A 23704-nucleotide genomic window follows, 5' to 3' on the forward strand; every position below is an offset into this window, starting at 1 on the left:
GGTCGGCGGCGCGGCCGGTCGGTGCGGCGAGGCCGATCCGCAGCGGCGGCGCACCGCCGGCACGCGCCTGCGCGATCAGCAGGACGAGCAGCCGCGCGATGGTCGTGGTCTTGCCGGTGCCCGGGCCGCCGGTGACGAGCATCACCGGCGCCTCGAGTGCCTGTCGCGCGGCGCGGGCCTGCGCGTCGTTGCCCGCATCGGCGGGAAACAGACGCGCATGGAGCGCGAGCACCGATCCGTCGGGCGCCGGCACGACGGCGCCGCAGAGCCGCGTCATCGCCGACGCCAGGCGTCGCTCGTACTCGCGATAGCGGCGCAGGTAGACGCGGCCGTGCTCGAGCACGAGCGGCGCGCCCTCGTCGCTGGGCTGCGCATCCTGCGGCTGCGCGACGATGCCGCAGTCGGCGAGCGCGTCGCGCCAGGTCGTGGCGTCGGGCCAGTCGACCGGCGCGTCGACGAGCATGGCGATGTCGTCGGGATCGAACGCGGCATGGCCCTGCGCCACCGCATACGACGCCAGCGCGGCGGCGGCGAGCACCGGCTCGGCGATGGCGCCATCGGTGCGCTGCAGTGCCTGCGCGAGCGCGAGATCGATCGGGCGCACCGCGCCGCCGCGCTGCAGGGCGTCGAGCAGGCTCATGCCGCGCCCCCGAACAGCGCGTCCAGCGCATCGACCAGCGCCACCGGCAGGCGCGTGGCGTGGACGCCCGGTGCGTCCGCGCGCCGCGCGTCGACGCCGCGGCAGAACACGTAGCGCACGCCGCCGAAATCCCGTGCGGAGTCGTAGGCGTCGCCGAGGCGGAAACGCAGCCAGCGATGCAGCGCCAGCGAATAGATCGCGGCCTGCAGCGTGTATTCGCCCTCGTGCATCGCGCGCTCCAGCGTGGCCGGCGCGTAGTCGGGCAGGCGGTTGGTCTTGTAGTCGAGCACGTGGTAGCGGCCGTCGTGCACGTAGACGAGGTCGATCTTGCCGGTCATCAGGCCGTCGAGCACGCGACGTGCGCCGAAGCCGGAGCGTTCGGTCAGCAGGCCGTGCGCCTGCACCGTGGCGAGCAGCGCGTCGACGTCGACGTGCGCGAGCGCGAAGTGGAACTCCATCTCCGCGCGGCGCGCTGCCGCCGGCACGTCGCACAGGCGCGCGCCCTCGGGCATCGCCACCGTGAGCGTGTGGCCGACGAGCGCGGTGAGCAGCGGCAGGCCGTCGTCCACGTCGGCCTGCGAATAGCCCTGCGCGCGAAACGCTTCGATCAGCGCCTCGTGCTGACCCGGCGGCGGCGGGCCATCGCGCCAGTCGCGCCAGGCGGCGAAGTCCACCGTCTCGAACGCGCCGTGGACGACGTCGCCGAAGCGCGTGCCGGCGAAGCGCGCGTCGTCGGCGGCCGCGGCGCGCAGCTCGGCGCCGAGGTCGGGCGGCGAGTCGACGGGCAGCAGGTCGTCGACGACGTCGGGGCGCTCGCCGCGCGGCAGCAGCGTCTCGACGTTGCCGGTGCCGAGCCGCGCCAGCGCGCTGAAGGAGTAGATCGACCAGTCGCGGCCGAGCACGCGGCGCGGCTGGCGCGCGCGCGGCGGCGCCGTTGGCGTCGCCAGTCGCAGCGGCGCGGGCAGCGTCGCGTCGAGCGGCGCCTCGTCGACCACGATCAACCCGCCGTCGCCACGCAGCGTGGCGAGCATGGGCGCGACGGGTGTCTTGGCGTGGCGGAACAGCGGGCCGCTGCACAGCCAGAGCGCGTGTTGGGCGCGCGTCAGCGCGACGTACAGCAGGCGCGCTTCCTCCGCCGCGGCCTCGGCGTCGCGCTGCGCGCGCACGGCATCGTCGGCCTGCACGTGCAGCACGCGGCCCTCGCCATCGTCGTAGTCGCACCACGCGTCCGCGCGCCCACCGTCGGCGATGCCCATGAAGGGCAGGAACACGAACGGGAACTCCAGGCCCTTGCTGCCGTGCACGGTGAGGATCTGCACGCGGTGCGCGTCGGACTCGAGCCGCAGCTGCTGTTCGCGGTCGCTGCGGTCGGCGCCGGCGATGCGCGCGCGCAGCCAGTCGACCAGCGCCTGCGGGCCGAGCACGTGCTGCGCGGCTTCCTGCAGCGCTTCGGCGAGCTGCATGAAGTCCGACAGGCGACGCTCGCCGTCGGCCAGTTCCAGCAGGCGCGGCGCGGCCTGCGTGCAGAGATCCTCCACCAGCGCGAGCGGTCCGGCACGCAGCCAGCGCTCGCGCCAGGCGAGCGCGCGGCCGAGCTCGCGTGCCCGGGCGACGTCGTCGCGCAGCAGCGCATCGATGCGCGCCGCATCCAGTCCGAGCAGAACGGTCGACAGCGCGGCGTGCAGGCGGCGCGGGTCGGCGGGCGCGAGCAGCGCGTCGAGCACCGTCAGCAGTTCGATCGCCTGGCCGGTCTCGAACAGGCTGGTCGGCGCGGCGGTGACCGCGGGGATGCCGGCCTGCGCGAGCAGGCGCGCCAGGCGCAGCCCGTCGCGGTGCCGGCGCACGAGCACGGCGACGTCGCCCGGGCCGACCGCGCGCGGGCCGTCGCGGCCGTCGATGGTGAGCCGACCCGCCAGGCCGAGCGACAGCGTTTCGTGGATCGCCTGCGTGCAGGCCAGGGCGACCCGATCGCGTGATTCGTCGGCGCTGCAGTCCTTGCCGTCCTCGCGCGGCGGAAGCCGGCGCAGCGTCAGCGCGGGCGCGGGCACGCCGTCGCGAAGGCAGGCATCGTCGCCGCGACGGCCGCCCGGCGCGACGCTGCGGAAGCCGATGCCGGCCGCGCCGAACGCGTCCTCGCCCGCGGCCGCGTACAGCGCTTCGACCGCGCGCAACAGGCACGGCCGCGACCGGAAGTTGCGATCCAGCGGCGGGCCCGGCTGGGCATGGTCACGCGCGCGCAGGTAGGTGTGCACGTCGCCGCCGCGGAAGCCGTAGATCGCCTGCTTGGGATCGCCGATCAGCGCGAGGAAGCGTGCCGGCCGCACCGCGTCGTCGAGCGAGGGCAACGCCTCGTCGGCGTCGTCGCCGAACACGCGGCGGAAGATCGACCACTGCCGCGCGTCGGTGTCCTGGAACTCGTCGACCAGCGCGGCACCGTACTGGCGACGCAGCTGCGCGACCAGCGCGCGCGCGTGCGGCCCGTCGAGCGCGCGGGCGACGCCGTCGATGAGGTCGTCGTAGCTGCGCATGCGGCGCTGGCGCTTGAGTTTCGCGAGCCGACGGCGGGCTTCGTCGCGGACGCGGTGGATGAGCGCGAGCTTGCGACGCTCCAGCCAGGCCTCGTGCGCGGCCAGCGCGTCGAGCAGTGCCTGCGCCGCCTCGCACAGCGGAGAGTGCGGACGCTGCGCGTCCTTGCCCTTGTTGGTGCAGGCGGCGAGCTTGGCCGTCGTGAGCAGCTCGAGGTTGCCGCGCGGCCACGCGGACGAGTTGCCGCGCGACCAGTCGTGCAATGCCTGCCACAGCGTGGCGAGCGCCTTGTCGTTGTAGCTGCGCTTGTTGAGCACGCCGGCAGCGAGCGCCGCCTCGATGTCGCGGCGTGCGTCGACGCCGTGCAGGTACCAAGCCTCGCGCAGCGCCTGTGCCGCCTCGCGCACCTCGTCCGCGGGCGACGGGCCGGTGTCGACGGCTTCGGGCAGCATGCGCGGCGCGCGCAGCAGCGCCTCGAGCGATTTCGCCAGCTCCTCGGGCGACGACCACGCGGCGCGCAGCACGTCGGCATCGCCCGCATCGGCGGCGAGCGTGCGCCACAGGTCGTGCGCCACGGTTTCGCGCAGCTCGCGATCGCTGCCCACGATGCCGGCGGCGTCGAACGGTTCGCCCGTTTCCAGCGCATGGTCGGCGAGCACGCGCGTGCAGAAGCCGTGGATGGTGTGCACGGCCGCGGTGTCGAGCTCGCGCGCGGCGCGTTGCAGGCGCTGGCGCAGCGCGATCGGATCCTCGAGGGCCTGCTGGCGTTCGACCAGCGTGCGGCACAGCGCGACGTCGGCGTCGTCGCCATCGAGCGCCGTGCCGGCGGCCACGCGCGCCAGCAGCGACAGCCGCTGGCGCAGTCGCTCGCGCAGTTCCTGCGTGGCGGCCTCGGTGTACGTGACCGCCAGCACCTGGCCGACGCGCAGGCCGCGCTCGACGATGAGCCGCGTGACGATCGTCGCCAGCGTGAACGTCTTGCCGGTGCCGGCGCTCGCCTCGATCAGGCGCGTGCCGGTGAGCGGCATCTCGAGGAACGCATCGGCGTCGGGCGCGTCGTGCGACACGGGCGGCGGCAGCTCGAGGATGCTCATGCATCGATCTCCGCGCGCGCATGCAGCACCGCATCGAAGACGCGGCGCGCGAGCGTGCGGAACTGCCGGCCGGCCTCGTCGTCGACGAACGGATCGCGGCCGCGCAGCGCGAGGCGCACGGCGGGCTGCAGGCCTTCGGCGAAGCCGCGCTCGGGCGACCATGTCTTCTGCGCCGCGCTCCAGCCCTTCTCGTCGCCACCGTCGTAGAAGACCCAGCCGGCATACGCACCGAACGGCAGCGGCGCGAGCAGCCCGTCCTCGCGCAGCGCGAGCAGCTGCGCAAGGATTTCGCGCGCACGCTGCGGCGCGATCGGGTCGCGCTCGATCATCGCGGCGCGCCCGTCGTCGCGCACGAACTGCACCAGCGGCATCGCGCGGCCGAGCGCGCAGGCGACCAGCCAGTCGAGCCCGTGCGCGATGTGCATCGGACCGTTGGGTGCGTCGAACCGCAGCCGCGCCAGGCCGTGCGCGTGCACGCCGGGCAGGCGCCCGTGCAGGCGCGTGGCGCCGAGGTCGAGCTCGAAGCCGATCGAGCTGGGCTCGTCGTCGCCGCGCCAGCCGGTGAACAGCTCGGCGAAGGGACGGACCTCGTCGACGGTATCGTCGAGCACGCGCATTCCGTACGCGCCGCCGGGCAGCAGGCCCTGCGCGCGCAGCCGGCGTGCGAGCTGCTGCGTGCGCCCGGTGACCTGCGCGTCGAACACCGCCGCCCGCAGGCGGTCGTGCATGCGGCGCTCGAGCACCAGCGGCTCGACGTCGAGTACCGGCGCGCCGACTTCAGGCAGGTGCAGCGACAGCCGCTGGCGCAGGAATGCGTCCGGCGGGTTGCGCAGGACGCGCGCGAGTTCGGTGAGCGCGACATCGGGCTGCCGCGGCTCCGGCGGCTGCAACGCCGTGCCCATCCACGGCGCGAGTTCGCGGCAACGCGGCAGCACGACGCGCGCCGCGGCCTGCCAGTCGTCGCGATAGCTGAAGCGGCGGGGCTCGAGGCCGTCGCCGTCCGCGCCGAACGCTTCCGCGCAGAAGGGCTGCAGCGGGTGGCGCACGGCCGCGCAGGCGCGCGCTCGCTTCGGATCGGCGTGGTACGCCGCCACCACGTCGAGCAGCTCGTTCACCAGCACCGAGGGCTCGCGCACGCTGCCGTCGCGCGGGTCGGCGCCGAGGTAGCTCAGGTAGAACACGTCGTTCGCCGCGGCGAGCAGCTGCAGGAACATGAAGCGGTCGTCGTCGCGCAGCGAGCGGTCGCCGCGACGGCGGTGCGGGCCGTCGAGGTCGCGCACCAGCTGGTTCAAGCCTCCGGCCGGGTCGGCGCGCGGGAACTCGCCGTCGTTAAGCCCGAGGATGCAGATCGCGCGGAACGGCAGCAGGCGCATCGGCACCATGCGGCCGAAGCTGACGCCGCTGCCCATCAGCGGCGCGCGCGTATCGGGCTCGGCGAGCTTGGCGTCGAAATGCGCCCGCACGATGTCCGGCTCGATCGGGCCCATGTGATGCGCGCGGCGCGCGGCGTCGGCGAACTCGTCGATGAGCGTGCGCAGGCGGTCGAGCGCGCGCTCGTCGCGGACCTCGCGCGGGCGCTCGGGCAGCACCGCGGCGAGCAGCGCGAGCAGGCGCTCGCGCCAGTGATCCGCGGTCATCGCGTTCGACAGCACGCGCTCGTAGCGCGTGAGCACGCGCACCAGCCCGATCAGCGTGTCGAGTGCGGCGAGGTCGCCGCCTTCGAGGTCGGGCCAGCCGGCGACGTCGCCGACCATCGCGTCGCACCCCGTGGCGTGGCCGATCAGCAGGCGGTCGAGCGCGAACTGCCAGGTGTAGAGGCCGTCCTCCGGCGCGCCGTGGCGCGCGCGATGCGCGGCGTCGAGGCCCCAGCAGGCGCCGGCGTCGGCGAGCCAGTCGCGCAGGCGGTCGAAGGCCGCGGTGTCGAGGCCCGCGTGCTGCGCGATCGCGGGCGTGGCGAGCAGGTCGAGCACCTCGTTGAGGCCCAGGCGCGAGACCGGCAGCGCGAGCAGGCGCGAAAACACCTCGGCCAGCGGCTCGCTGGCGAGCGGGCTGGTGTCGGCGAGCGTGTACGGAATGAACGCGGTGCGGCCGTGCACGCCGCCGAACACCGCCTCGACGTAGGGCACGTACGGGTCGATGTCCGGCGCGAGCACGGCGATCTCGCGCGGCTGCAGCCGCGGATCGAAGCGATCGTCCTCCAGCAGCGCGCGCAGCTGGTCGTGCAGCACCTGCACCTCGCGCAGGCGCGTGGGGCAGGCGTGCACCTGCAGGCTCGGGTCGGCACGGTCGAGCGCCTCGCGCCAGGGCGTCGCCGGCGGCGGGCGGCGATGCAGCAGGTCGCGCTTGAGGCGGCGCAGCAGCGTCGCGTCGTCGCCGCCGCGTTCGTCGGGATCGTCGTAGGCCGGCAGGTCGAACGACGGATGCACGGTCTCGTAGCCGCCGAGCACCGCCATGAAGTCGCGGCCGGACGCGCCCCAGGCCTGCAGCAGCGGGTTGTCCTCGGCGTCGAGCCCATCGCCGAAGGCTTCGGCGTCGCCGAGTTCGAGCCGGTGCGGCAGCGTGCGCACGTCGCCCCAGTACGCCGCGACCGGCGAGGGCAGGTAGAAATGCAGCGTGCCGGCGCGCGCGGCGGTGGCGAGCACGCGCAGCACGTCGGGCGAGACGTTGAGCGTGGCGAACACGAACAGGCGCGCCGGCAGGCCCGCCGGCGCCTGCGCAGCGTCGGCCCCGAAACGCTCGAGGTAGCGCTGGATGCGCCGCGCCCGGTGCGGGCGGTCGCGGCCCAGCCGTCGCCAGAGCGCGGCCTGCGGATCGCGCGGCGATTCGCCGGCGTCCCACGCGAGCAGCCAGTCGCGGCGCCAGGCCTGGTACTTCTCGAAGGTGCCGGCGAGCTCGCCCGCCAGCGACCAGGCCTTGAGCGCGTCGACCTCGTCGGTGCCGGCGGCCAGGTACGCGCGAAGCGGGCGCAGCACCGGATCGCGCATCGCGCGCTCGTCGTCGAGCAGCGCGAGCAGCCGCCAACGCATGGCCTCGACATCGAGGTCGTCGGCGCGGCCCTCGACGTTGGCGTCCAGCGCCTGCGCGACGAACTCGCCGGGCGTGAGGAACACGATGTTGGCCGCGATGCCGTGCGCCTGCGCGAGCGTGGCCTGCAGCCAGCGGCGCATCGAGGGCTGCGGGATGATCACGACGTCCGGCTCGAGCAGGCCCTGCCCGGCCGCCGGCGCCCGGAGCTCCTCGGCCATCAGCCCGGCGAGGATTTCCAGCGAATTCGAGTGGTACAGGCGGAAATCGGGGGCCGCGGCCATGCGCGCCATCTTGCCGCAGGACGTCGCAGCCCGTGCGACGCGCGGCTCAGGCGCGACGGAGACCGCGCGGCGTCGCGTCGAACCGGTCGACGCCGCCGGATCTCACCCTGCGCCAAGACGGTTCAGCTTCCCCGCGTGACGGGCGTCACCGCGGCACGGCTGCGTTCCACGCGCGGGTGGCCCGGGCCGGCGGCGCCTGCGAGAATGCGCCCCTGTCCCCCGTTCAGCCGCGCGCCCGTAGCCTTCGCGCCGCCTTCCGCGTGCGCGCGCCGCCTCCCATGACCCAGCCTTCGCCCATCGTCGCCCTCCGCGGGCTGCGGCTCGCCCGCGGCGAACGCACGATCCTGCACGACGTCGACCTGTCGGTCGCGCCGGGCGAGGTCGTCGCCGTGCTCGGCCCGTCCGGCTGCGGCAAGTCGACGCTGCTGGCCGCGCTCACCGGCGAGCTCGCGCCCGCTGCCGGCACGGTCGAGGTGCTGGGCCGGCCGATGCCGACCGGCGGCCGCGCGCTGCTCGAGCTGCGCCGCGGCATCGGCGTGATGCTGCAGGGCAACGGCCTGCTCACCGACCTGACCGTCGCCGACAACGTCGCGCTGCCGCTGCGCACGCATACCGACCTGCCGGACGCGATCGTCCGTCGGCTGGTCGAGATGAAGCTGCATGCGGTCGGCCTGCGCGCCGCCGCCGACGCGTACCCGCGTGAGCTCTCCGGCGGCATGGCCCGCCGCGTCGCGCTGGCCCGCGCGCTCGCGCTCGATCCGCCGCTGATGATCTACGACGAGCCGCTGACCGGTCTCGACCCGATCGCCTCGGGCGTCGTCATGTCGCTGGTGCGCCGCCTCAACGACACGCTGGGGCTCACGTCGATCGTCGTCACCCACCACGTGCACGAGACGCTGCCGGTCGCCGACCGCGCGCTGGTCATCGCCAACGGCCGCATCGTGTTCTCGGGTACGCCGGCCGAGCTCGAGCGCTCCGACGACGCCTTCGTGCAGCAGTTCCTGCGCGGCGCGCCCGACGGCCCGATCGCCTTCGATGCCGCGCCGCGCGCGCACAGGACGCCCGCCTGATGTTCGCCAACACCGTCCGCACGCTCGGCCAGGCCGGGCTGTTCTCCTTCGCGGTGCTGCGCGCCAGCCGGCCGACCGCCGACTTCCTGCGCGAGCTGGTGCGCGAGGTCTACAAGATCGGCGCGCGCTCGCTGCCGATCATCCTGGTCGGCGGCGCCTTCGTCGGCCTGTCGCTCACGCTGCTGGGCTACAAGGCGCTCGCCACCTACGGCGCGGCCAACCAGGTCAGCGCGCTGCTCGGCCTCGGCATGTACCGCGAGCTCGCGCCGGTGCTCACCGCGCTGCTGTTCGTCGGCCGCGCCGGCAGCTCGATCGCCGCCGAGCTCGGGCTCATGCGCGCGACCGACCAGATCACCGCGCTCGGCCTGATGGGCATCGATCCGGTCGGCAAGGCGGTCGCGCCGCGCGTCTGGGCGGCGGTGCTGAGCGTGCCGCTGCTCACCGGCTTCTTCTGCGCCGCCGGCATCGTCGCCAGCTGGTTCGAGGCGGTGCACGTGATCGGCCTCGAGGCCGGCCCGTTCTGGCAGGTGATGCGCGATGCCGTCGACTTCCACGGCGACTTCCTGGTCGCGCTGCAGAAGGCGCTGGTGTTCGGCGCGCTGTCGGCGTGGGTGGCGGCGTTCGTGGGTTACCACGCCGAGCCGACGATCGAGGGCACCTCGCTCGCGACCACGCGCGCGGTGGTCAATGCCTCGCTGCTGGTGCTGATGTTCAACTTCGTGCTGTCGGCGCTGCTGTTTCGCTGATCCATCCGGCGCGATGCGCGCCACGTAACCGTCCGGGAACCTTCTGATGCGCAGTCCTCGAATCGAATTCGCCGTCGGCGCCTTCCTGCTGCTCGCACTCGCCACGCTGCTGGTGCTCGCGCTCGCGTCGACCAACGGCCGCTGGGGCGGGCATGGCGACACGTACCCGCTGAAGGCGCGCTTCTCCAACATCGGCGGCCTGCGGCCCAACGCACCCGTGAAGATCGGCGGCGTGATGGTGGGCGAGGTGGCCGACATTCAGCTCGACCCCGTTAAATACGACTCCATCGTGACGCTCGCGATCCAGGGGAAGTACAAGGACCTCCCGTCCGATACCGGCGCCGGCATCTTCACCGCCGGCCTGCTCGGCGAGAGCTACGTCGGACTGACGCCCGGTGGCGATCCGACGCCGCTCAAGCCCGGCGACGAGCTCTACCTCACGCAACCGGCCGTCGACCTGATCCAGCTCGTCGGCAAGTACATGTTCAGTGGCGGTGGGAAGCCCGCGGACGGCGACAACGCCGACGCGGCGACCGACGCGGCCACCGCACCCAAGGAGTGACACCCATGAAGCGCACCGCCCTCGTCCTCGTGCTGTCCGCCGCCTTCGCCGCCGTTCCAGGCGCGATGGCCGCCGCGCAGCCCGCCGCCACGCAGCAGTTCGGCACGCCGTCCAAGCTCGTGCTCGACAACAGCTCGCGCGTGCTCGCCACGCTCGAGTCGCGCCGTGCCGAGTTCTCGAAGAACCGCACCGCGCTCAAGCAGTTCGTGTCCGGCGAGTTCAACCAGATGTTCGACCGCGACTACGCGGCGCGCCTGGTGCTCGGCGCGCACGGCCGCGGCGCCACGCCGGCCGACGTCAGCAAGTTCGCCGACGCGCTCAGCGAGAACCTGATGCAGCGCTACGGCTCGTCGCTGCTCGACTTCAACACCCGCCTCACGGTGAAGGTGAAGTCGGAAACGTCGATCGCGAACGGCAAGGCCACCAAGGTCTCCACGCTGATGCTGCGCCAGGGCGGCGAGCCGATCCCGGTCGACTACCTGATGCGCCAGGTCAACGGCCAGTGGAAGGTCTTCGACGTGATGGTGGAGGGCGTGAGCTTCGTGCAGACCTTCCGCAGCCAGTTCGACGGCCCGCTCTCGCGCGCGCCGATCGCGCAGGTCGCCGCGGACCTCAAGGCCGGCAAACTGCAGGCGCAGACCAAGCGATGAGCGACGTGCGGGTACGCCGCGACGGCGACGTCCTGCATCTCGACGGCCGCCTCGACCGGGCGGCCGTCGCGTCGGCGTGGCGCGCGCTGCAGCCGCTGCGCGCTGGCGCGGCGTCGGTGGATCTCGCGGGCGTGGACGCCGTCGACAGCGCCGGGCTGGCGCTGCTGGCGGAACTCGCCGCCGGCGGCCTGCGCATCGACGGCACGCCCGCCGGCCTCACCGAGCTGCGCGCGGCGTATCGCCTCGATGCGTCGCTGGGTTTCGCGCACTGAGCACAGCCCGCGCGGCCGCGAGCGTAAACTGACCCCATGATCCGCCCCGTCGCCATTGAAGGCGCCCGCGCGGCCGGCACGCCGGCCCGCCCGCTGCTCCTGCTCGCCCTGCTCGCCGCGACCGCGCCGGCCTGGGCCCAGCAGCCGCCCCCGACACCGCCCGCGACTCCGTCGACGGCCGCCGCCGACACCGCGACGCCGCCGGCGGCCGACGAGGCCGCGGCTGCGGAGAACGCCACGCCCGCGACCCCGCCGCCTACCGACACCGTCCCGCCGACGGACGACGCCTCCACGGCGACGCCGCCGGCCGACGCGGGCGACGACGCGCAGGCGCCGCCCACCGACACGCCACCGCCGCCCGACGCATCGGCCGCGACGCCGCCCGCGTCCACCGCCGCCGAATCCGATTTCGACGCGCTGTACGGCCCCGGCGAGACCCGCGACGGCGCGCCCGCCGCCCCGGCCGCCGCGTACGATCCGTGGGAGCCGTACAACCGCCGCATGCACCGCTTCAACAACGCGGTCGACCGCCGCGTCGCCAAGCCGCTCGCGACGGTCTACGTGAAGGTGGTGCCGCGCCCGATCCGCAGCGGCGTCAGCAACTTCTTCGCCAACCTCGGCCAGCCGGCCTCCGCGGTGAACGCACTGCTGCAGGGCAAGCCGAAGCAGGCCGCGCACTCGCTCGGCCGCTTCCTGCTCAATTCGACGCTCGGCATCGGCGGCATCTTCGATCCCGCCACCGACGCGAAGCTCGACAACCGCAACGAGGACTTCGGGCAGACGCTCGGCGTGTGGGGCTGGAAGCGCTCGCGCTACGTCGAGCTACCGCTGTTCGGGCCGCGCACGCTGCGGGACGTGGTCGGCATGGCCGGCGACGCACCGCTCTCGCCGATGCGCCAGGTCGAGGCCGATCGCATCCGCGTGCCGCTGCAGGGCCTGCAGCTGGTCGACCTACGCGCCACGCTGATGTCCACCGACGCGCTGCGCGAAGGCGCCGAGGACGACTACCGCCTCGTGCGCGATGCCTGGATGCAGCGCCGCGCGTACCAGATCGGCGGCGACCGCGCGGCCGACGACGACACGCCCGACTACCTCAAGGACGATCCGGCGATGGTGCCGGTCGATGCGATGCCCGTCTCGGGCGACCACTGATCGCGCGAGGCTTCACGGGTCGCGCGATGCAGGCCAATGGATCGGCCACGCGGCACGACGCCGCACGCGCGACGGTGATCAGCCCTCGCCCTGCACCAGCTGCACCGATTCGCCGTCGACGATGACTTCGAGCTCGGGCAGCAGTTCCTCCGACACCTTGCGCTTGCCGCGCGCGCCCAGCGCGACGAGGCGGCGCGCGCGCGGGATGACGGCCTGGCGCGAATCGCTCAGGCGGTTGCGCGCGTCGAGATAGGCCTTGCTCGCGTCGTCGAGCTTGCTGCCCACGCGGTCGAACTCGGCGAGGAAGCTGGTGAGCGCATCGAGTAGGAGGCCGCCGGCCTCGCCGATCTCGCGTGCCTGCTTCTGGATGCGGTCGCGCGTCCACAGCCGCTCGACCACGCGCAGCACCGCCATCAGCGTGTTCGGCGAGGCGAACACCACGCCCTTCTCGAACGCTTCGGACTGGATCGCCGCGTCGAACCCGAGCGCCGCCGACAGCGCGCCCTCGATCGGCACGAAGGCGATCGTCACTTCCAGCGCGTTCTCGCCCATCAGCTTGGGGTAATTGCGATCGGCGAGGTCGCGCACGTGCTGGCGCAGGCCCACGGCGTGGCGCCGCATCGCGTCGTTCTGCGCATCCGGCGTGTCGGCGTTCATCGCCTCCTCCCACGCCACCAGGTTGACCTTGCTGTCGACCACCACGCAGCGGTCGCCCGGCAGGCGCACCACCACGTCGGGGCGCAGCACGCGGCCCTCGTCGTCGCTGCCCTGCTTCTGGCGGTCGTAGTGCGTGCCTTCCTCCAGGCCCGAGCCGCGCAGCACGTTCTCGAGCATCAGCTCGCCCCAGTCGCCGCGCACCTTCGCGTTGCCCTTCAACGCCTTGGTCAGCGCGGCGGCCTGGGCCGCCATGTCCTGGTTCAGCGTTCGCAGTTCGTTGACCGCGCCGACCAGCGTCGCGCGCTCACGCGCCTCGTCGCTGTAGACCGTGTCGACGCGCTGGCGGAACTGGTTGAGCTGCTCGGCGAACGGCTTGAGCAGCGTCTCGATGTCGGCCTTCGACTGCACCGTCGCGTGGCGCACGTTCTTCTCGAACTGTTCGCCGCGCTCGGCGAAGACCTTGCCGGCCATCTGCGCGAACGCGTCGGACAGCTTGGCCTGCGCCTGGTCGACGAACGTGCGCATCTCCTCGTGCTGCCGGCGCGCGTGCTCGAGGTGCGCGGTGGCCTGAGCATGCTCCTCGCGCCAGCGCGCGACATCGGCCTCCAGCGTCGACGCACGCACGCGCACGGCATCGAGCTGGCGGTTGCGGTCCTCGAGTTCGGCGATCGCCGCCGCGCGCGCGACGCGCTCGTCCTCCAGCGCCGTGCGGACCGATTCCAGCGCGGCGCGCAGGCGGGCGTGTTCGTCCTGCAGGCGCGCATGCGCCTCGGCATCGGCGCGCAGGCCGCCGAGCGCCTCGGCGTCGATGCGCGCGCGCTCGCGGGCGCCATCGAGTTCGGCAGCGAGGCGGTCGCGATCGGCGAGCACGCCGACAAGCGCCGGATCGGGGCCGGTGCCGCGACGCTGCAGGCGCGACAGCGCGATGCCGACGAAGGCGAGCGCCGCCACGGCGGCGGCCAGCAAGGCGTAGATCACGAGCGCGGACGTGGGGCCCATGCGGCCGCTCCGATGCGGGAAGGCGGCACAGGTTAGGGTCATTCCGGTCTCAATGCGTGAGATGGCGTCGCGCCGCTCACTGCGACGCAACACCGGGCGCGCGGTAATCCGCGACTCCGCCCCCGGGTCGCCGATGGACGCGCACGCCTTCTTCAACGGCTGGTCCGGCCCGCTGCGCATCGCGCTGGTGGGCGTGCTGGCCTACTTCGCGCTGCTGCTGTGCCTGCGGCTGGCGGGCAAGCGCACGCTGTCCAAGTGGAACGAGTTCGACTTCGCCATCACCGTCGCGCTGGGCTCGGCGCTCGCCAATGCCGTGCTGTCGGAAAGCGTGCCCCTGGCGGACGGCATCACCGGCATCGCGGTGCTGGTGCTGCTGCAGTACGTGTTGACCCACCTAGCGATGCGCTCGCCGCGCGTGCGCCGGGTCATCCAGTCGCGCCCCACCGCCCTGCTGCGCGACGGCCGCCTGCTGCCCGACGCGATGCGCGACCAGCGCGTCAGCGAGACCGAAGTCGCCGCGGCGATCCGTGGCGGCGGGTTCGGCTGCTTCGACGAGGTGGCCGTGGTGGTACTGGAGACCAATGGCACGTTCAGCGTGATCGGCCGGGCGCACGTCGGCTCCGGCAGCGCGCTCGCCGACGTGGAGAATGCGCGGCACCATGACGTCGCCGATCGCGCCTGACCCGCTGCGCCTGTCCTTTATCGTGCCCGCGCACGACGAGGCGCCGCGGCTGCCGGCGACGCTCGCATCCCTGCACGCGGCGGCACGCGCCTGCGGGGTCGATTACGAGATCGTCGTGGTCGACGACGCGTCGACCGATGCCACTGCCGCGGTGGCCGCGGCGAACGGCGCGCGCGTGCTGCGCGTCAAGCACCGGCACATCGCGGCGACCCGCAACGCCGGGGCCGCAGCGGCGACGGGCGCGCGGCTGGTGTTCGTCGACGCCGATACCCGCGTGCCGGCCGCGACGCTGGCGGCCGCGCTGGCCGCGCTGGCGGGCGGTGCGGTCGGCGGTGGCGCCCGCCTGCGGCTCGACGGTCCGCTGCGTTGGGACCACCGCATCGCCGTCGCCTTCGGCGTCGGCCTGGTGCGGCTGGCGCGCATCGCGGCGGGCTGCTTCATCTTCTGCACCCGAGAGGCCTTCGACGCGACCGGTGGGTTCGACGAGCGCTGGTACGCCGGCGAGGACGTGGCGATGAGCCGCTCGCTCGCCAGCGCCGGCCGCTTCGTGCTGCTTCGCGAGCCCGGTTGGACCTCGGCGCGCAAGCTGCACACGTTCTCGATCGGGGAGCACGCGCGGCTCATCCTGCGCGTCGCACTGCGCGGGCGCGGCGTGCTGCGCTCGCGCGAGCACCTCGCGCTCTGGTACGAGCGCCGCGAGAAGCGGTAGACCTCAGTCGAGCACGCGGCAGAACACGGCCTTGAGGTAACGCGATTCGGGCACGCTCGCCAGCACCGGATGGTCCGCGCCCGCGCCCGATACCTTGAGCACCTGCACGGTGCGCCCCGCGTAGTAGGCGGCGCGGCGCAGCATGTCGAGGAACTGGTCCTCGCTGACGAGCCCCGTGCACGAGAACGTCGCCAGCAGGCCGCCCGGCTTGACCACGCCGAGCGCGAGCTTGTTCATGTCGAGGTACTTCTTGAGCGCGGGAATGACCTGCTCGCGATCGCGCGTCATCTTCGCCGGGTCGAGGATCACCACGTCGTACGCATCGCCGCGGTTCCCCGCATCGCGCAGCCACGGGAAGATGTCGGCCTGCACGAACCTGATGCGCTGGTCGTTGAGCTTGGCATTGCCCTTGGCGATCGACAGCACCGCATCGTCGATGTCGACGCCGGTGACCTCGCTCGCGCCGCGCACCGCCGCATACACGCCGAAGCCGCCGGTGTTGCAGCACAGGTCGAGCACGGTCTTGCCGTGCACGAGCTGGCTCAACCACTGGCGGTTCTCGCGCTGGTCGGCGAAGAAGCCGGTCTTGTGCGCGCCGGACGGGTCGGCGCGGAAGCGGATGCCGTTCTCGGTGATGATCGCCGGCGGCACGGCCGACTGCACGCGGAAGTCGAAGCTCTCCTGCTTCTGCACGTGCTCGTCGGCGAAGCTGAAGAAGCGGCAGCCGGGGAACTGTTCGCTGAGCGCGGCGTAGATCCACTCGCGGTGGCGGAACATGCCGGCCGAGAAGAACTCGACCACCAGCAGGTCCGCATAGCGGTCGACGACCAGGCCCGACAGCCCGTCGCCCTCGCTGTGCACCACGCGCCAGGCGTCGCTGATGGCGTCGAGCCCGAGCAGGTCGCGGCGCAGCGACACCGCCGCGGCGATCTTGCGGCGGAACCAGCCCGCGTCGACCGCGACGTCGGGATCGGTCTCCAGGATGCGCACGGCGATGCGCGAGTGGCCGTTGTAGAAGCCGCGGCCGATCCACTCGCCGTCCACGCCCACCACGTCGACGATCGCGCCCGGCTTGGGCCGCTGCTCGGGCTTTTCCACCAGCCGCTGGAAGATCCACGGGTGCGTGGACTTCCACGCGTTCTTGAGGCGTACCACGGGCTGTTCGTTCATCCGCCCATTGTAGGTGTCATCCGTTTTTAATCCTGACCGGTTACCATCGGCGCCGAAGGGGAGTAGCTCCCAGCGTCCGGATCGTCATTACGAGCCTCACGGCTCCGGTCCGGCGGCAGCCAAACGGCTGTGAGCAAGACCTTCGTCCCGTCCGGGGCGAAGGTGCGTCCTTTCCGAGCGCCGCCGTCCCGGGTCCAGCACCCTGCGGAGCCTCCCATGGACACCATCGCCTCACCCCTGATGTGGACCGCCTTCGGCGGCCTCGTCGCCCTCGCCTTGCTCGCCGACCTGGTGCTGATGCGCCACGGCGGCGCCCATCGCGTCACCTTCAAGGAAGCCCTCGGCTGGAGCATCGGCTGGGTGGCGGTCGCGCTTGCCTTCGGCGGCTGGCTGTGGTGGCAGGTGACCCAATCCGCCGGCGCCGCGGAAGGCCAGCGCATCGCGCTGGAGTACTTCACCGGCTACCTGATCGAGAAGTCGCTCGCGGTCGACAACATCTTCGTCTTCCTGATGCTGTTCTCGTACTTCGCGGTGCCGGAGGAGCAGCGCCAGAAGGTGCTGATCATCGGCGTGCTCGGCGCGATCGTGCTGCGCGCGGTGATGATCTTCGCGGGCGCGTTGCTGCTGGCGAAGTTCCACTGGATCCTGTACGTGTTCGGCGCCTTCCTGCTGCTGACCGGCATCAAGATGCTGTGGGCCGCGGGCAAGGAACCGGACCTCGAGAAGAACCCGCTGCTGCGCTGGCTCACGGGCCACCTGCCGATGACGCGCGGCTACGTCGGCAGCCAGCTGACGGTGCGTGAGAACGGCAAGCGCCTGTACACGCCGCTGTTCGTGGTGGTGGTGATGATCGGCATCACCGACGTGATCTTCGCGGTCGACTCGATCCCGGCGATCTTCGCCATCACCAAGGACCCGTTCGTGGTGCTGACGTCGAACGTGTTCGCCGTGCTCGGCCTGCGCGCGATGTTCTTCCTGCTCGCCGGCCTCGCCGACCGCTTCCACCTGCTGCCCTACGGGCTCGCGCTGGTGCTGATGTTCATCGGCGCGAAGATGCTGCTGATCGACGTCTACAAGATCCCGATCGCCGCGTCGCTGGGCGTGGTGGCGGCGACCATCGGCGCGACGGTGGTGCTGAGCCTGCTGCGCCCGCAGCCGGGGAAGAAGGCCGCCTGGTAACCGTCGCGCCGCCGGCCTTGCATTCGCGGGCCGGCGGCGCCACGTCGCTGGCATGCACCTGCACACGCCCGCCCCGCCGATCGACCCCGCGCAGCAGTCCCGGCTCGATCGCCGGCGCTGGCGACGGGCATTCAACGTCTCGCTGGTCGCGGTGCTCGCGCTGCTGGCGGTCTATTCCGCGCAGCCGACCTTCGACGCCGGCGCGTGGACGGTGCGCCCGCACGTCGTCGACGGCCTGCGCGGCGTGGCGACCGCGCCGCTGCTGCACGGCTCGGTCGCGCACGTGGCGAGCAATTCACTCGGCCTGCTGGCCCTCGGCACGCTGACGATCGCCCAGTACCCGCGCGCCCTGCTGCGCACGGTGCCGCTCGCGTGGATCGGCTCGGGGCTCGCGGCGTGGTGGCTGGGCGAGGCGGGCTCGGCGCACCTGGGCGCGAGCGGCGTCATCAACGGAATGCTGTTCATGGTGCTCACGCTCGGCCTCGTGCGGCGCGACCGCCCGGCCGTGGCCGCGGCGATGCTGGGGCTCACGCTGTTCGGCGGCATGCTGATGTCGGTGCTGCCGCACGAGCCCGGCATCTCCTGGCAGTCGCATCTGGGCGGCGCCATCGGCGGCGTGATCGGCGGGCTCTGGGGCCGTCGCAGCGACCCGATGCCGCCACGCGTGCGCTACAGCTGGGAGGACGACGACGACGGGATCGACGAACCTGTCGCGGAGACGCCGTCCGATGCGACGCGTCGCGTACCGGTCCGCGTCACCTGGGGCTGATCAGCGCGACGCGAGATCCAGTGCGAGCCCGACGAACACCGCGAGCCCGACCCAGTGGTTGTGCAGGAACGCGCGGAAGCAGGCCGCGCGCTCGCGATGCCGCGCGATGCGGAATTCCCACAGCACCAGCACGACGGCGACCACGAGCCCGATCAGGTACGCCGGCCCCAGCGCACCGAGCACGCCGACCGTCGCGAGCAGCACGAAGAACAGCGCGTACAGCAGCGACTGCGCGAGCAGGTCGTGGCGCCCGAACAGGATCGCCGTGGACTTGCTGCCCATACGCAGGTCGTCCTCGCGATCGACCATCGCGTACCAGGTGTCGTAGGCGGTCGACCAGACGATGTTGGCCGCGTACAGCACCCACGCGATCGTCGGTACCTCGCCGCGGATCGCCGCGAAGGCCATCGGAATGCCCCAGCCGAAGGCCATGCCGAGGTACACCTGCGGAAAGTGGGTGTAACGCTTGAGGTAGGGATAGCTCGCCGCCAGCACGACGCCGACGACGCTCATCGCGATCGTCAGCCGGTTGAGCGTGGACACCAGCGCGAACGCCGCCAGCATCAGCACGGCGAACACGGCGAGCGCCTCGCGGCCACGCACGGCGCCGGTCGCCAGCGGACGGTTCCGGGTGCGTTCGACGTGCGGATCAAGCCAGCGGTCGGCGTAGTCGTTGATCACGCAGCCGGCCGAGCGCGTCAGCCAGACGCCGAGCGAGAACACCACGAGCGGCCACAGCGGCGGCACGCCCCGGGCGGCCAGCCACAGACCCCACCACGTGGGCCAGAGCAGCAGCAGCCAGCCGATCGGACGGTCGCCGCGGACCAGCGCCCAGTACAGGGCAAGGCGGCGGCGCAGGCCGGCGGTCGGGGGACTGGAGGAAGGCGGAACGCTCATCGGGGCATCGCGGCGCCGCGGCGCGCGGCCCCTACAGGGTAACGGGCCGCCGACCACGAGCCCGGCGGCGGCGAATGCGGCTAGAATGCCCGTCCCGCGCGGCCCGCCGCGCGCGGCCCGCAACGCGCCTGTAGCTCAGCCGGATAGAGTAGTGGCTTCCGAAGCCGCAACTCACCGGTCGGGAAGGGAAGATGGAGTGGCACACGGGCTTGGACTCATGGACGGGCCCCGCGGTAGAAAAAGTCCTTACAAAACGCGCCTGTAGCTCAGCCGGATAGAGTAGTGGCTTCCGAAGCCATTGGTCGGGGGTTCGAATCCCTCCAGGCGCGCCAACTCCTCTGTGACAGATCTGTGCCGCGGCTGGGACGGCGCCAGATTGGACGCTGACGCGTATTGAGTAGTAGACGGTGTGACGCCGGGTTGCGTCCTGCCCTCCTCCGAGCATCGGTATCGGGGGTCCTCATCGACCGCCCTAGTCATGACTGCCGCGTGGGGTGCGAGTCCCGCGTCCGCAGGCATGCTGGGTCCAAGCGCTCTTCTAGCGCCGCTGCACGCGCGCGACAGGGGGGTCAGGGCGCAACCGCCCTGCCCTCCAGACATGCCGACCCAGTGTCGATCGGGGATGCCGCCGGGACGCACGCCGTGGCGGGTAGGGCAGGCAGGCAGACCCGGGCGCCGCATATGGCCGCAGTCTTCACAGATCAGGGTCGGCAGGTCTTCGGCGAAGGCCAGAATCGCGCGCTGTCCATCAACCGCCTCCCGGATGCGGAAGCGAAGCGTCCCGGCCTTTTCCTTGACCGTGGCAACAGGCTGGGGAGCCCCTCGGGTTACGGCCTCGCGCTGCAATCCACGGCAGACCAGTTCGATTAAGGGGTACCAGCCATCCTCGCACCGAAGGCCGTACGCGACTGCTGAGCGCACGAGTGACTGCTCGATTCCGCGCCCTACTAGTAGGCGCGCGGCTCGCACGCAATACTATGAGGCTGAAGGTTTGGACCTTCCGCGGTCGCGAAAGCTCCATTGGCGCGTCTACGAACGTCGCTTTCCGGTAGGCGCTTTGCCGGGAGCTTTTACTTTCTCGGATAGCGCCTTTACGGCAACGGTCTTGCCGACGTCCAGCAAAGTGCTGGCTATCTTGGACCCAAGTTCGACGGCTGCTTCCGTGCAGGCCGGGCACAGCTCGTGGTCGTACGTGTCGGTACCCTTCGCATAGTTATGGCAGCCAGGCGAACGGCAGAGGAACACCGTCGCTTCGCACTTCGGGCATTTGCAACGATCTCGGCGGAAAGAATTTTCTTCCACCACGATTGGGGAGACAGCTTCCCCGCAGAACGGACAACACCCTTTTTGTTTCGTCTTCATGCGGTCCGACCCCGATTTGGCCGTGCGGCTCATCAAATCGGCCGCTTCCTGACTCGTTAAGTGTTACGTCACCGAGGGGGCCGTCCCAAGGGCAGTTCCCCCAACGCCATTACGGCGGGTCGACGGAAACCTTTTGCGACGTCAGTTGTCTCGACATGCCGCCTGAACAGCGCTGACGAGGCGCTGGGCTGCGGCGACCGTGACCCACAGGCCAATAAATGCAAAGACGTCTTTTGCCATGAGTTGCCTCGTGTGGTTGGGGCCGAGCCAGCACCCGTGGCTCGGACACGTCCTACCCTAAGCAGCGGTGCGACATGACGCGTCGCATGTGCATCATGCGCCGGCACCGCTATCTCAGAGCGTAGCCTACGGTCCGCCTACCCGGCCCGCTGCGCTTGCTACGCCTAGCGTAGCGAACGCAAGTTCGAGTCGGCGCGGCGCTGCTGCGGTGGCTTTGCGTCTCCATCACTTTTTTAACGTTTACAGCAGGGCGCTTATAGGTCACCACGGCATAAATTAGGCGGCGGCGAGTTCAAACACCTCGCCACCGCGCACGGCAACCAGCAGCTCAACCGGCATGCGGTTCTCATTCATCAGGCGGTCGAACTGCGCTGAAAGAATGGCCGCATCTTGCCTCAACGCAGGCAGCAACGACTGATGCGTAATTCGCACAGACTCACGGTTTGCCGCGAGTTCAATCTTGCTGTCTCCCAATGCTGAAAAGGCAGACAGCTTTCCCAAAACAGCGGCTTCAAACTGGGATAGGGCACCATGCGGGCCGATGAGCCATTCTGCATCATTGCGAATGCTCTGCTCCCGCGACTCAACCGTCAAAACCGTACCGGAGAAATTGCATAGCAGTCGGCACGCCATCATGCGAGCGGCCAGACACAATTTCCACTGATGGACGGTTTCGTCAAAGGCCACCTGGAGCTTGACGAGCCGCTCTCGAAAAACGGAAGTGCCAAATTTGCCCTCATCTTTGGCTTCTGCAGCCTGAGCGATGAGTCCGATGATGTCTGCCTTGAGGTGGCCTTGCACCGCCAGTAGGCGCTTCTCCGAGTCCTCGAGCTGCTGTTCGAGAGCCGGGCGCAGTTCTCCACCCATGATTGGGTCAGCCACCTGCCGCAGATACTGGATGGCTCCAGTGATTTCCGCCTCGCGCTCGTTAGTCAGGAAGGTGCTGATTTCATCTACACCTTCCTTGATCTCGTCCAACCGCTCGCTGATGTCAGCCAGATGCTTTTGAGCCAACGCCATGGACGCGACGTTGAATAAGGCCGCCGAATTCACCACCTGCGATAGTTCCCCCTCGAACAGGCGAACATGCTCACTGATTTTTCCGTCGGCGCCGTGCACAATCCCGCGAAATCCATTGCCGTCTTTGGCCAGCGTAAGCGGGCCATTCACGACAACCCTCATGTACCGCTCGCTCGCGACTTCGCTTGCCGTGACCAGCCCCGGGGCCGTCTGAAACAACGGAGAAAGACGGTTGATTCCAGACTTCCTCACGTCGATCCGCTTGGCGGACGAAGGAAAAGAAGTGATCGGAACGTCCATCACTTCAATCGCATTGCTGTCAGCTTGGTGGTGAAGTATTAGCGATCCACCCAGCTGCTGCTCTACGCCACATCGGGATGGTGCAAGTTCGCTCGCCGGCGTGACGCTCGCAGATGCCCTGTAGACGTCTTCCTCGAGCAGACGAATGCGAGCCAAATGATTGATGCAGGGAAGCGTGACCCTGTGCGATGAAACCACCGATGCCACCTTCTTCTTCAGCCACTTTGGTGCGAAGGCGACGGCAGTCGCGCCCAGAACAACGCTTGGCAGTCCACCGACGCTGCCAATCGCGGCTCCGCCAGCGGCGGAGAGATTGGCGTTAGAGTGCAGCATGTCGGTGTCGTAAGATCGGCAGCCGCGCCTTCACACTTGCTCGTAGAGCGCTGAGTCAAGGAGAGCGGCCCGACGTCGCCAAATGGTCACTTCACGCGAGTCCTTTGGCTCGCCGGCGGTATACCACTCGGTGGACCAGACATGGTCGAGCAGTGCGAGATATTGCCCGACGGTGTCTACGCGTTTTCCGCCAATTAAACGTGCGAGCTGCGGCTTACTCCCGTTATTCACGGAGACGAAAAGATCCGGGCGCTTGACCGCCAGCAGACGGCTCACGACGCCGATCTTGACTCCCTTGAGTTCGGTCAGCTTGCCAATCACGTCTTCGATGAGGCCCCGACTTACGGGCCCGTCCAACGGAACGCGGTCCAAAGCTGCTCCTACTGCGTCTGGGGATTCGTACACAATGTTCTTGGCGAAGCCAGCCGCTCGCATTGTCCCGATGAAGCCGCTGGATCTCCCCATCCCCATCAGGAACTGACGGTCGGGCCTCGATATAGCTGCGAACTTGGGCTGGTCCCGAAAGATTCTTTCAGCTTCATCCAGTTCATAGAGGTATGAGGGATGTTCGCCAAACACCCGAACTTTATTGCCGTCGGCAAGAGGCCTCTCGTGCTGGGCATCGATCAGGCTGACGTACGCCTCCCATGACATGCTGAGGCTGGATATCGACGAGATCTCAAGCTTGGCACCTGGGACTGTGATCTTTTTGCGCCTTGCGGATTCCCATACTTGCCGATACTGCTCTAGCCAAGTGGGCGACAATCTCGTTCCGAGCATCCATTGCTCGTCGATAAACGTTTGAAGTGCGTCAAGTTCGCTGTCGTCGGTAGAGCCGTCAAGTAGCACGCAAAGCTCGGTATTGGACGTATAGGCAGCCGTCGTAAAATTTGCCGATCCAACGATTGCCTTCGCTCGGTTGCCCTTGCGTCCGCTAATAACCTTGGGGTGAAACGTGCCCTCCGAGTTGATCATGAGGCGAAGACGATCGGGCTTCTTGTCGAGGACCTCAAGGGCTGAAGGCTCTGTTTGGGCAAATGCGGTTCCGATAACGGCGCGACCGACCTTTCCGAGCTGCATTGTCTGCCAGTGCCTACCCTTGCCCTGCCCGGAATTCACCCAAGCGAAGCACATGTCGACACGATCAGCCCAAGCGAAAAGGGCTTCGAGTGCAATGTAGAGCGAGTCTACGTCGGTGATGACTTTGGTCTTCATACGTTTGCTGGATGCCTTTGCACGGTTATTTTCATCTTGTGCCGGCTTTGCGCGCCGGCCGATCTCTGACGCTTAATGCCAAGTAGGGCCGCGCCGTAGCCTGGAAACGTGAGCCTTTGCTGGAGCGTCCGGACCGGGCTTTCCGCGGTATC

Annotated in this window: 18 protein-coding genes and 1 tRNA gene; 11 read left to right on the plus strand and 8 right to left on the minus strand. The window is 70.3% G+C overall.

The genetic code is table 11. The annotated features are described in order from the left end of the window. From E4F61_RS14290 to recC, 3 genes are all read right to left on the minus strand, one after another. Positions 1-640: AAA family ATPase (locus E4F61_RS14290; protein WP_162301505.1), on the minus strand; the 640-nt coding region annotated here is incomplete at its 3' end. Continuing rightward, positions 637-4260, minus strand: coding sequence for a UvrD-helicase domain-containing protein (locus E4F61_RS14295; protein WP_133480261.1), 3624 nt, complete (start codon positions 4258-4260; stop codon positions 637-639). The genes E4F61_RS14290 and E4F61_RS14295, both read right to left, overlap by 4 nt. Beyond that, positions 4257-7568, minus strand: coding sequence for an exodeoxyribonuclease V subunit gamma (gene recC, locus E4F61_RS14300; protein ID WP_162301506.1), 3312 nt, complete (start codon positions 7566-7568; stop codon positions 4257-4259). Before recC ends, E4F61_RS14295 begins: the two co-directional genes overlap by 4 nt. Before the next feature lie 278 nt (positions 7569-7846). On the opposite strand from recC, the gene E4F61_RS14305 reads away from it, so the two are divergent. From E4F61_RS14305 to E4F61_RS14330, 6 genes are read left to right on the plus strand one after another with little or no spacing between them, the layout of a single operon-like run. Continuing rightward, a complete protein-coding gene (locus tag E4F61_RS14305) occupies positions 7847-8638 on the plus strand; it encodes an ABC transporter ATP-binding protein (RefSeq protein ID WP_133480263.1) in 792 nt (263 codons plus the stop codon). Continuing rightward, the gene (locus E4F61_RS14310; RefSeq protein ID WP_162301508.1) at positions 8635-9384 is read left to right on the plus strand and encodes an MlaE family lipid ABC transporter permease subunit; all 750 of its coding nucleotides are present in this window, start codon (positions 8635-8637) and stop codon (positions 9382-9384) included. The genes E4F61_RS14305 and E4F61_RS14310 overlap by 4 nt, the downstream gene beginning before the upstream one ends. A 46-nt stretch (positions 9385-9430) precedes the next feature. Continuing rightward, entirely contained in the window at positions 9431-9946 is a 516-nt protein-coding gene (gene mlaD, locus E4F61_RS14315) for an outer membrane lipid asymmetry maintenance protein MlaD (RefSeq protein ID WP_133480265.1), read from the plus strand. Between the two features lie 5 nt (positions 9947-9951). Next, positions 9952-10596: an MlaC/ttg2D family ABC transporter substrate-binding protein gene (locus tag E4F61_RS14320; RefSeq protein ID WP_133480266.1), complete on the plus strand. Its 645-nt coding sequence runs from the start codon at positions 9952-9954 to the stop codon at positions 10594-10596. After that, entirely contained in the window at positions 10593-10868 is a 276-nt protein-coding gene (locus tag E4F61_RS14325; protein WP_133480267.1) for an STAS domain-containing protein, read from the plus strand. Before E4F61_RS14320 ends, E4F61_RS14325 begins: the two co-directional genes overlap by 4 nt. Positions 10869-10904: 36 nt before the next feature. After that, on the plus strand, positions 10905-12020 hold the full coding sequence (locus E4F61_RS14330) for an MlaA family lipoprotein (RefSeq protein ID WP_133480268.1): 1116 nt from the start codon (positions 10905-10907) through the stop codon (positions 12018-12020). A 78-nt stretch (positions 12021-12098) separates the two neighbouring features. Here the strand turns inward: E4F61_RS14330 and E4F61_RS14335 are convergent, their stop codons facing one another. After that, a complete protein-coding gene (locus E4F61_RS14335) occupies positions 12099-13676 on the minus strand; it encodes a DNA recombination protein RmuC (RefSeq protein WP_133480269.1) in 1578 nt (525 codons plus the stop codon). A 133-nt stretch (positions 13677-13809) separates the two neighbouring features. Here E4F61_RS14335 and E4F61_RS14340 point away from each other — a divergent pair, with 133 nt between their 5' ends. After that, a complete protein-coding gene (locus tag E4F61_RS14340; RefSeq protein ID WP_133480270.1) occupies positions 13810-14358 on the plus strand; it encodes a DUF421 domain-containing protein in 549 nt (182 codons plus the stop codon). Continuing rightward, the gene (locus E4F61_RS14345; protein WP_133480271.1) at positions 14336-15067 is read left to right on the plus strand and encodes a glycosyltransferase; all 732 of its coding nucleotides are present in this window, start codon (positions 14336-14338) and stop codon (positions 15065-15067) included. Before E4F61_RS14340 ends, E4F61_RS14345 begins: the two co-directional genes overlap by 23 nt. A gap of 3 nt (positions 15068-15070) precedes the next feature. Here E4F61_RS14345 and E4F61_RS14350 read toward each other — a convergent pair whose 3' ends face one another. After that, a complete protein-coding gene (locus tag E4F61_RS14350; RefSeq protein ID WP_133480272.1) occupies positions 15071-16237 on the minus strand; it encodes a class I SAM-dependent rRNA methyltransferase in 1167 nt (388 codons plus the stop codon). A 216-nt stretch (positions 16238-16453) separates the two neighbouring features. On the opposite strand from E4F61_RS14350, the gene E4F61_RS14355 reads away from it, so the two are divergent. Both E4F61_RS14355 and E4F61_RS14360 read left to right on the plus strand, forming a co-directional pair. Next, positions 16454-17416 carry a TerC family protein gene (locus E4F61_RS14355; RefSeq protein WP_133480273.1) on the plus strand — a complete coding sequence of 321 codons (963 nt, stop codon included), beginning with the start codon at positions 16454-16456 and terminating at the stop codon, positions 17414-17416. Between the two features lie 52 nt (positions 17417-17468). After that, a complete protein-coding gene (locus E4F61_RS14360) occupies positions 17469-18185 on the plus strand; it encodes a rhomboid family intramembrane serine protease (protein ID WP_133480274.1) in 717 nt (238 codons plus the stop codon). Here the strand turns inward: E4F61_RS14360 and ubiA are convergent, their stop codons facing one another. Next, on the minus strand, positions 18186-19082 hold the full coding sequence (ubiA, locus tag E4F61_RS14365; protein ID WP_133480275.1) for a 4-hydroxybenzoate octaprenyltransferase: 897 nt from the start codon (positions 19080-19082) through the stop codon (positions 18186-18188). A gap of 255 nt (positions 19083-19337) precedes the next feature. On the opposite strand from ubiA, the gene E4F61_RS14370 reads away from it, so the two are divergent. Further along, positions 19338-19414, plus strand: a tRNA-Arg gene (locus E4F61_RS14370). Positions 19415-20960: 1546 nt separating this feature from the next. On the opposite strand, the gene E4F61_RS14375 is transcribed toward E4F61_RS14370, so the two are convergent. Both E4F61_RS14375 and E4F61_RS14380 read right to left on the minus strand, forming a co-directional pair. Continuing rightward, entirely contained in the window at positions 20961-22337 is a 1377-nt protein-coding gene (locus E4F61_RS14375; protein ID WP_133480276.1) for a hypothetical protein, read from the minus strand. A gap of 30 nt (positions 22338-22367) precedes the next feature. Continuing rightward, positions 22368-23552, minus strand: coding sequence for a phospholipase D family protein (locus tag E4F61_RS14380; RefSeq protein WP_133480277.1), 1185 nt, complete (start codon positions 23550-23552; stop codon positions 22368-22370). Positions 23553-23704: the final 152 nt, after the last annotated feature.

The organism is Cognatilysobacter segetis (assembly GCF_004359965.1).
GTDB classification, from domain to species: Bacteria; Pseudomonadota; Gammaproteobacteria; order Xanthomonadales; family Xanthomonadaceae; genus Cognatilysobacter; species Cognatilysobacter segetis.

What these genes read in the sequence shown, in the direction of transcription:
- E4F61_RS14320 (WP_133480266.1), top strand. Translation starts at nt 9,952, where the DNA reads ATGAAGCGCACCGCCCTCGTCCTCGTGCTGTCCGCCGCCTTCGCCGCC.
- E4F61_RS14330 (WP_133480268.1), top strand. Translation starts at nt 10,905, where the DNA reads ATGATCCGCCCCGTCGCCATTGAAGGCGCCCGCGCGGCCGGCACGCCG.
- E4F61_RS14355 (WP_133480273.1), top strand. Translation starts at nt 16,454, where the DNA reads ATGGACACCATCGCCTCACCCCTGATGTGGACCGCCTTCGGCGGCCTC.
- E4F61_RS14345 (WP_133480271.1), top strand. Translation starts at nt 14,336, where the DNA reads ATGACGTCGCCGATCGCGCCTGACCCGCTGCGCCTGTCCTTTATCGTG.
- mlaD (WP_133480265.1), top strand. Translation starts at nt 9,431, where the DNA reads ATGCGCAGTCCTCGAATCGAATTCGCCGTCGGCGCCTTCCTGCTGCTC.
- E4F61_RS14340 (WP_133480270.1), top strand. Translation starts at nt 13,810, where the DNA reads ATGGACGCGCACGCCTTCTTCAACGGCTGGTCCGGCCCGCTGCGCATC.
- ubiA (WP_133480275.1), bottom strand. Translation starts at nt 19,082, where the DNA reads ATGAGCGTTCCGCCTTCCTCCAGTCCCCCGACCGCCGGCCTGCGCCGC.
- E4F61_RS14295 (WP_133480261.1), bottom strand. Translation starts at nt 4,260, where the DNA reads ATGAGCATCCTCGAGCTGCCGCCGCCCGTGTCGCACGACGCGCCCGAC.
- E4F61_RS14350 (WP_133480272.1), bottom strand. Translation starts at nt 16,237, where the DNA reads ATGAACGAACAGCCCGTGGTACGCCTCAAGAACGCGTGGAAGTCCACG.
- E4F61_RS14305 (WP_133480263.1), top strand. Translation starts at nt 7,847, where the DNA reads ATGACCCAGCCTTCGCCCATCGTCGCCCTCCGCGGGCTGCGGCTCGCC.
- E4F61_RS14325 (WP_133480267.1), top strand. Translation starts at nt 10,593, where the DNA reads ATGAGCGACGTGCGGGTACGCCGCGACGGCGACGTCCTGCATCTCGAC.
- E4F61_RS14380 (WP_133480277.1), bottom strand. Translation starts at nt 23,552, where the DNA reads ATGAAGACCAAAGTCATCACCGACGTAGACTCGCTCTACATTGCACTC.
- E4F61_RS14335 (WP_133480269.1), bottom strand. Translation starts at nt 13,676, where the DNA reads ATGGGCCCCACGTCCGCGCTCGTGATCTACGCCTTGCTGGCCGCCGCC.
- recC (WP_162301506.1), bottom strand. Translation starts at nt 7,568, where the DNA reads ATGGCCGCGGCCCCCGATTTCCGCCTGTACCACTCGAATTCGCTGGAA.
- E4F61_RS14375 (WP_133480276.1), bottom strand. Translation starts at nt 22,337, where the DNA reads ATGCTGCACTCTAACGCCAATCTCTCCGCCGCTGGCGGAGCCGCGATT.
- E4F61_RS14360 (WP_133480274.1), top strand. Translation starts at nt 17,469, where the DNA reads ATGCACCTGCACACGCCCGCCCCGCCGATCGACCCCGCGCAGCAGTCC.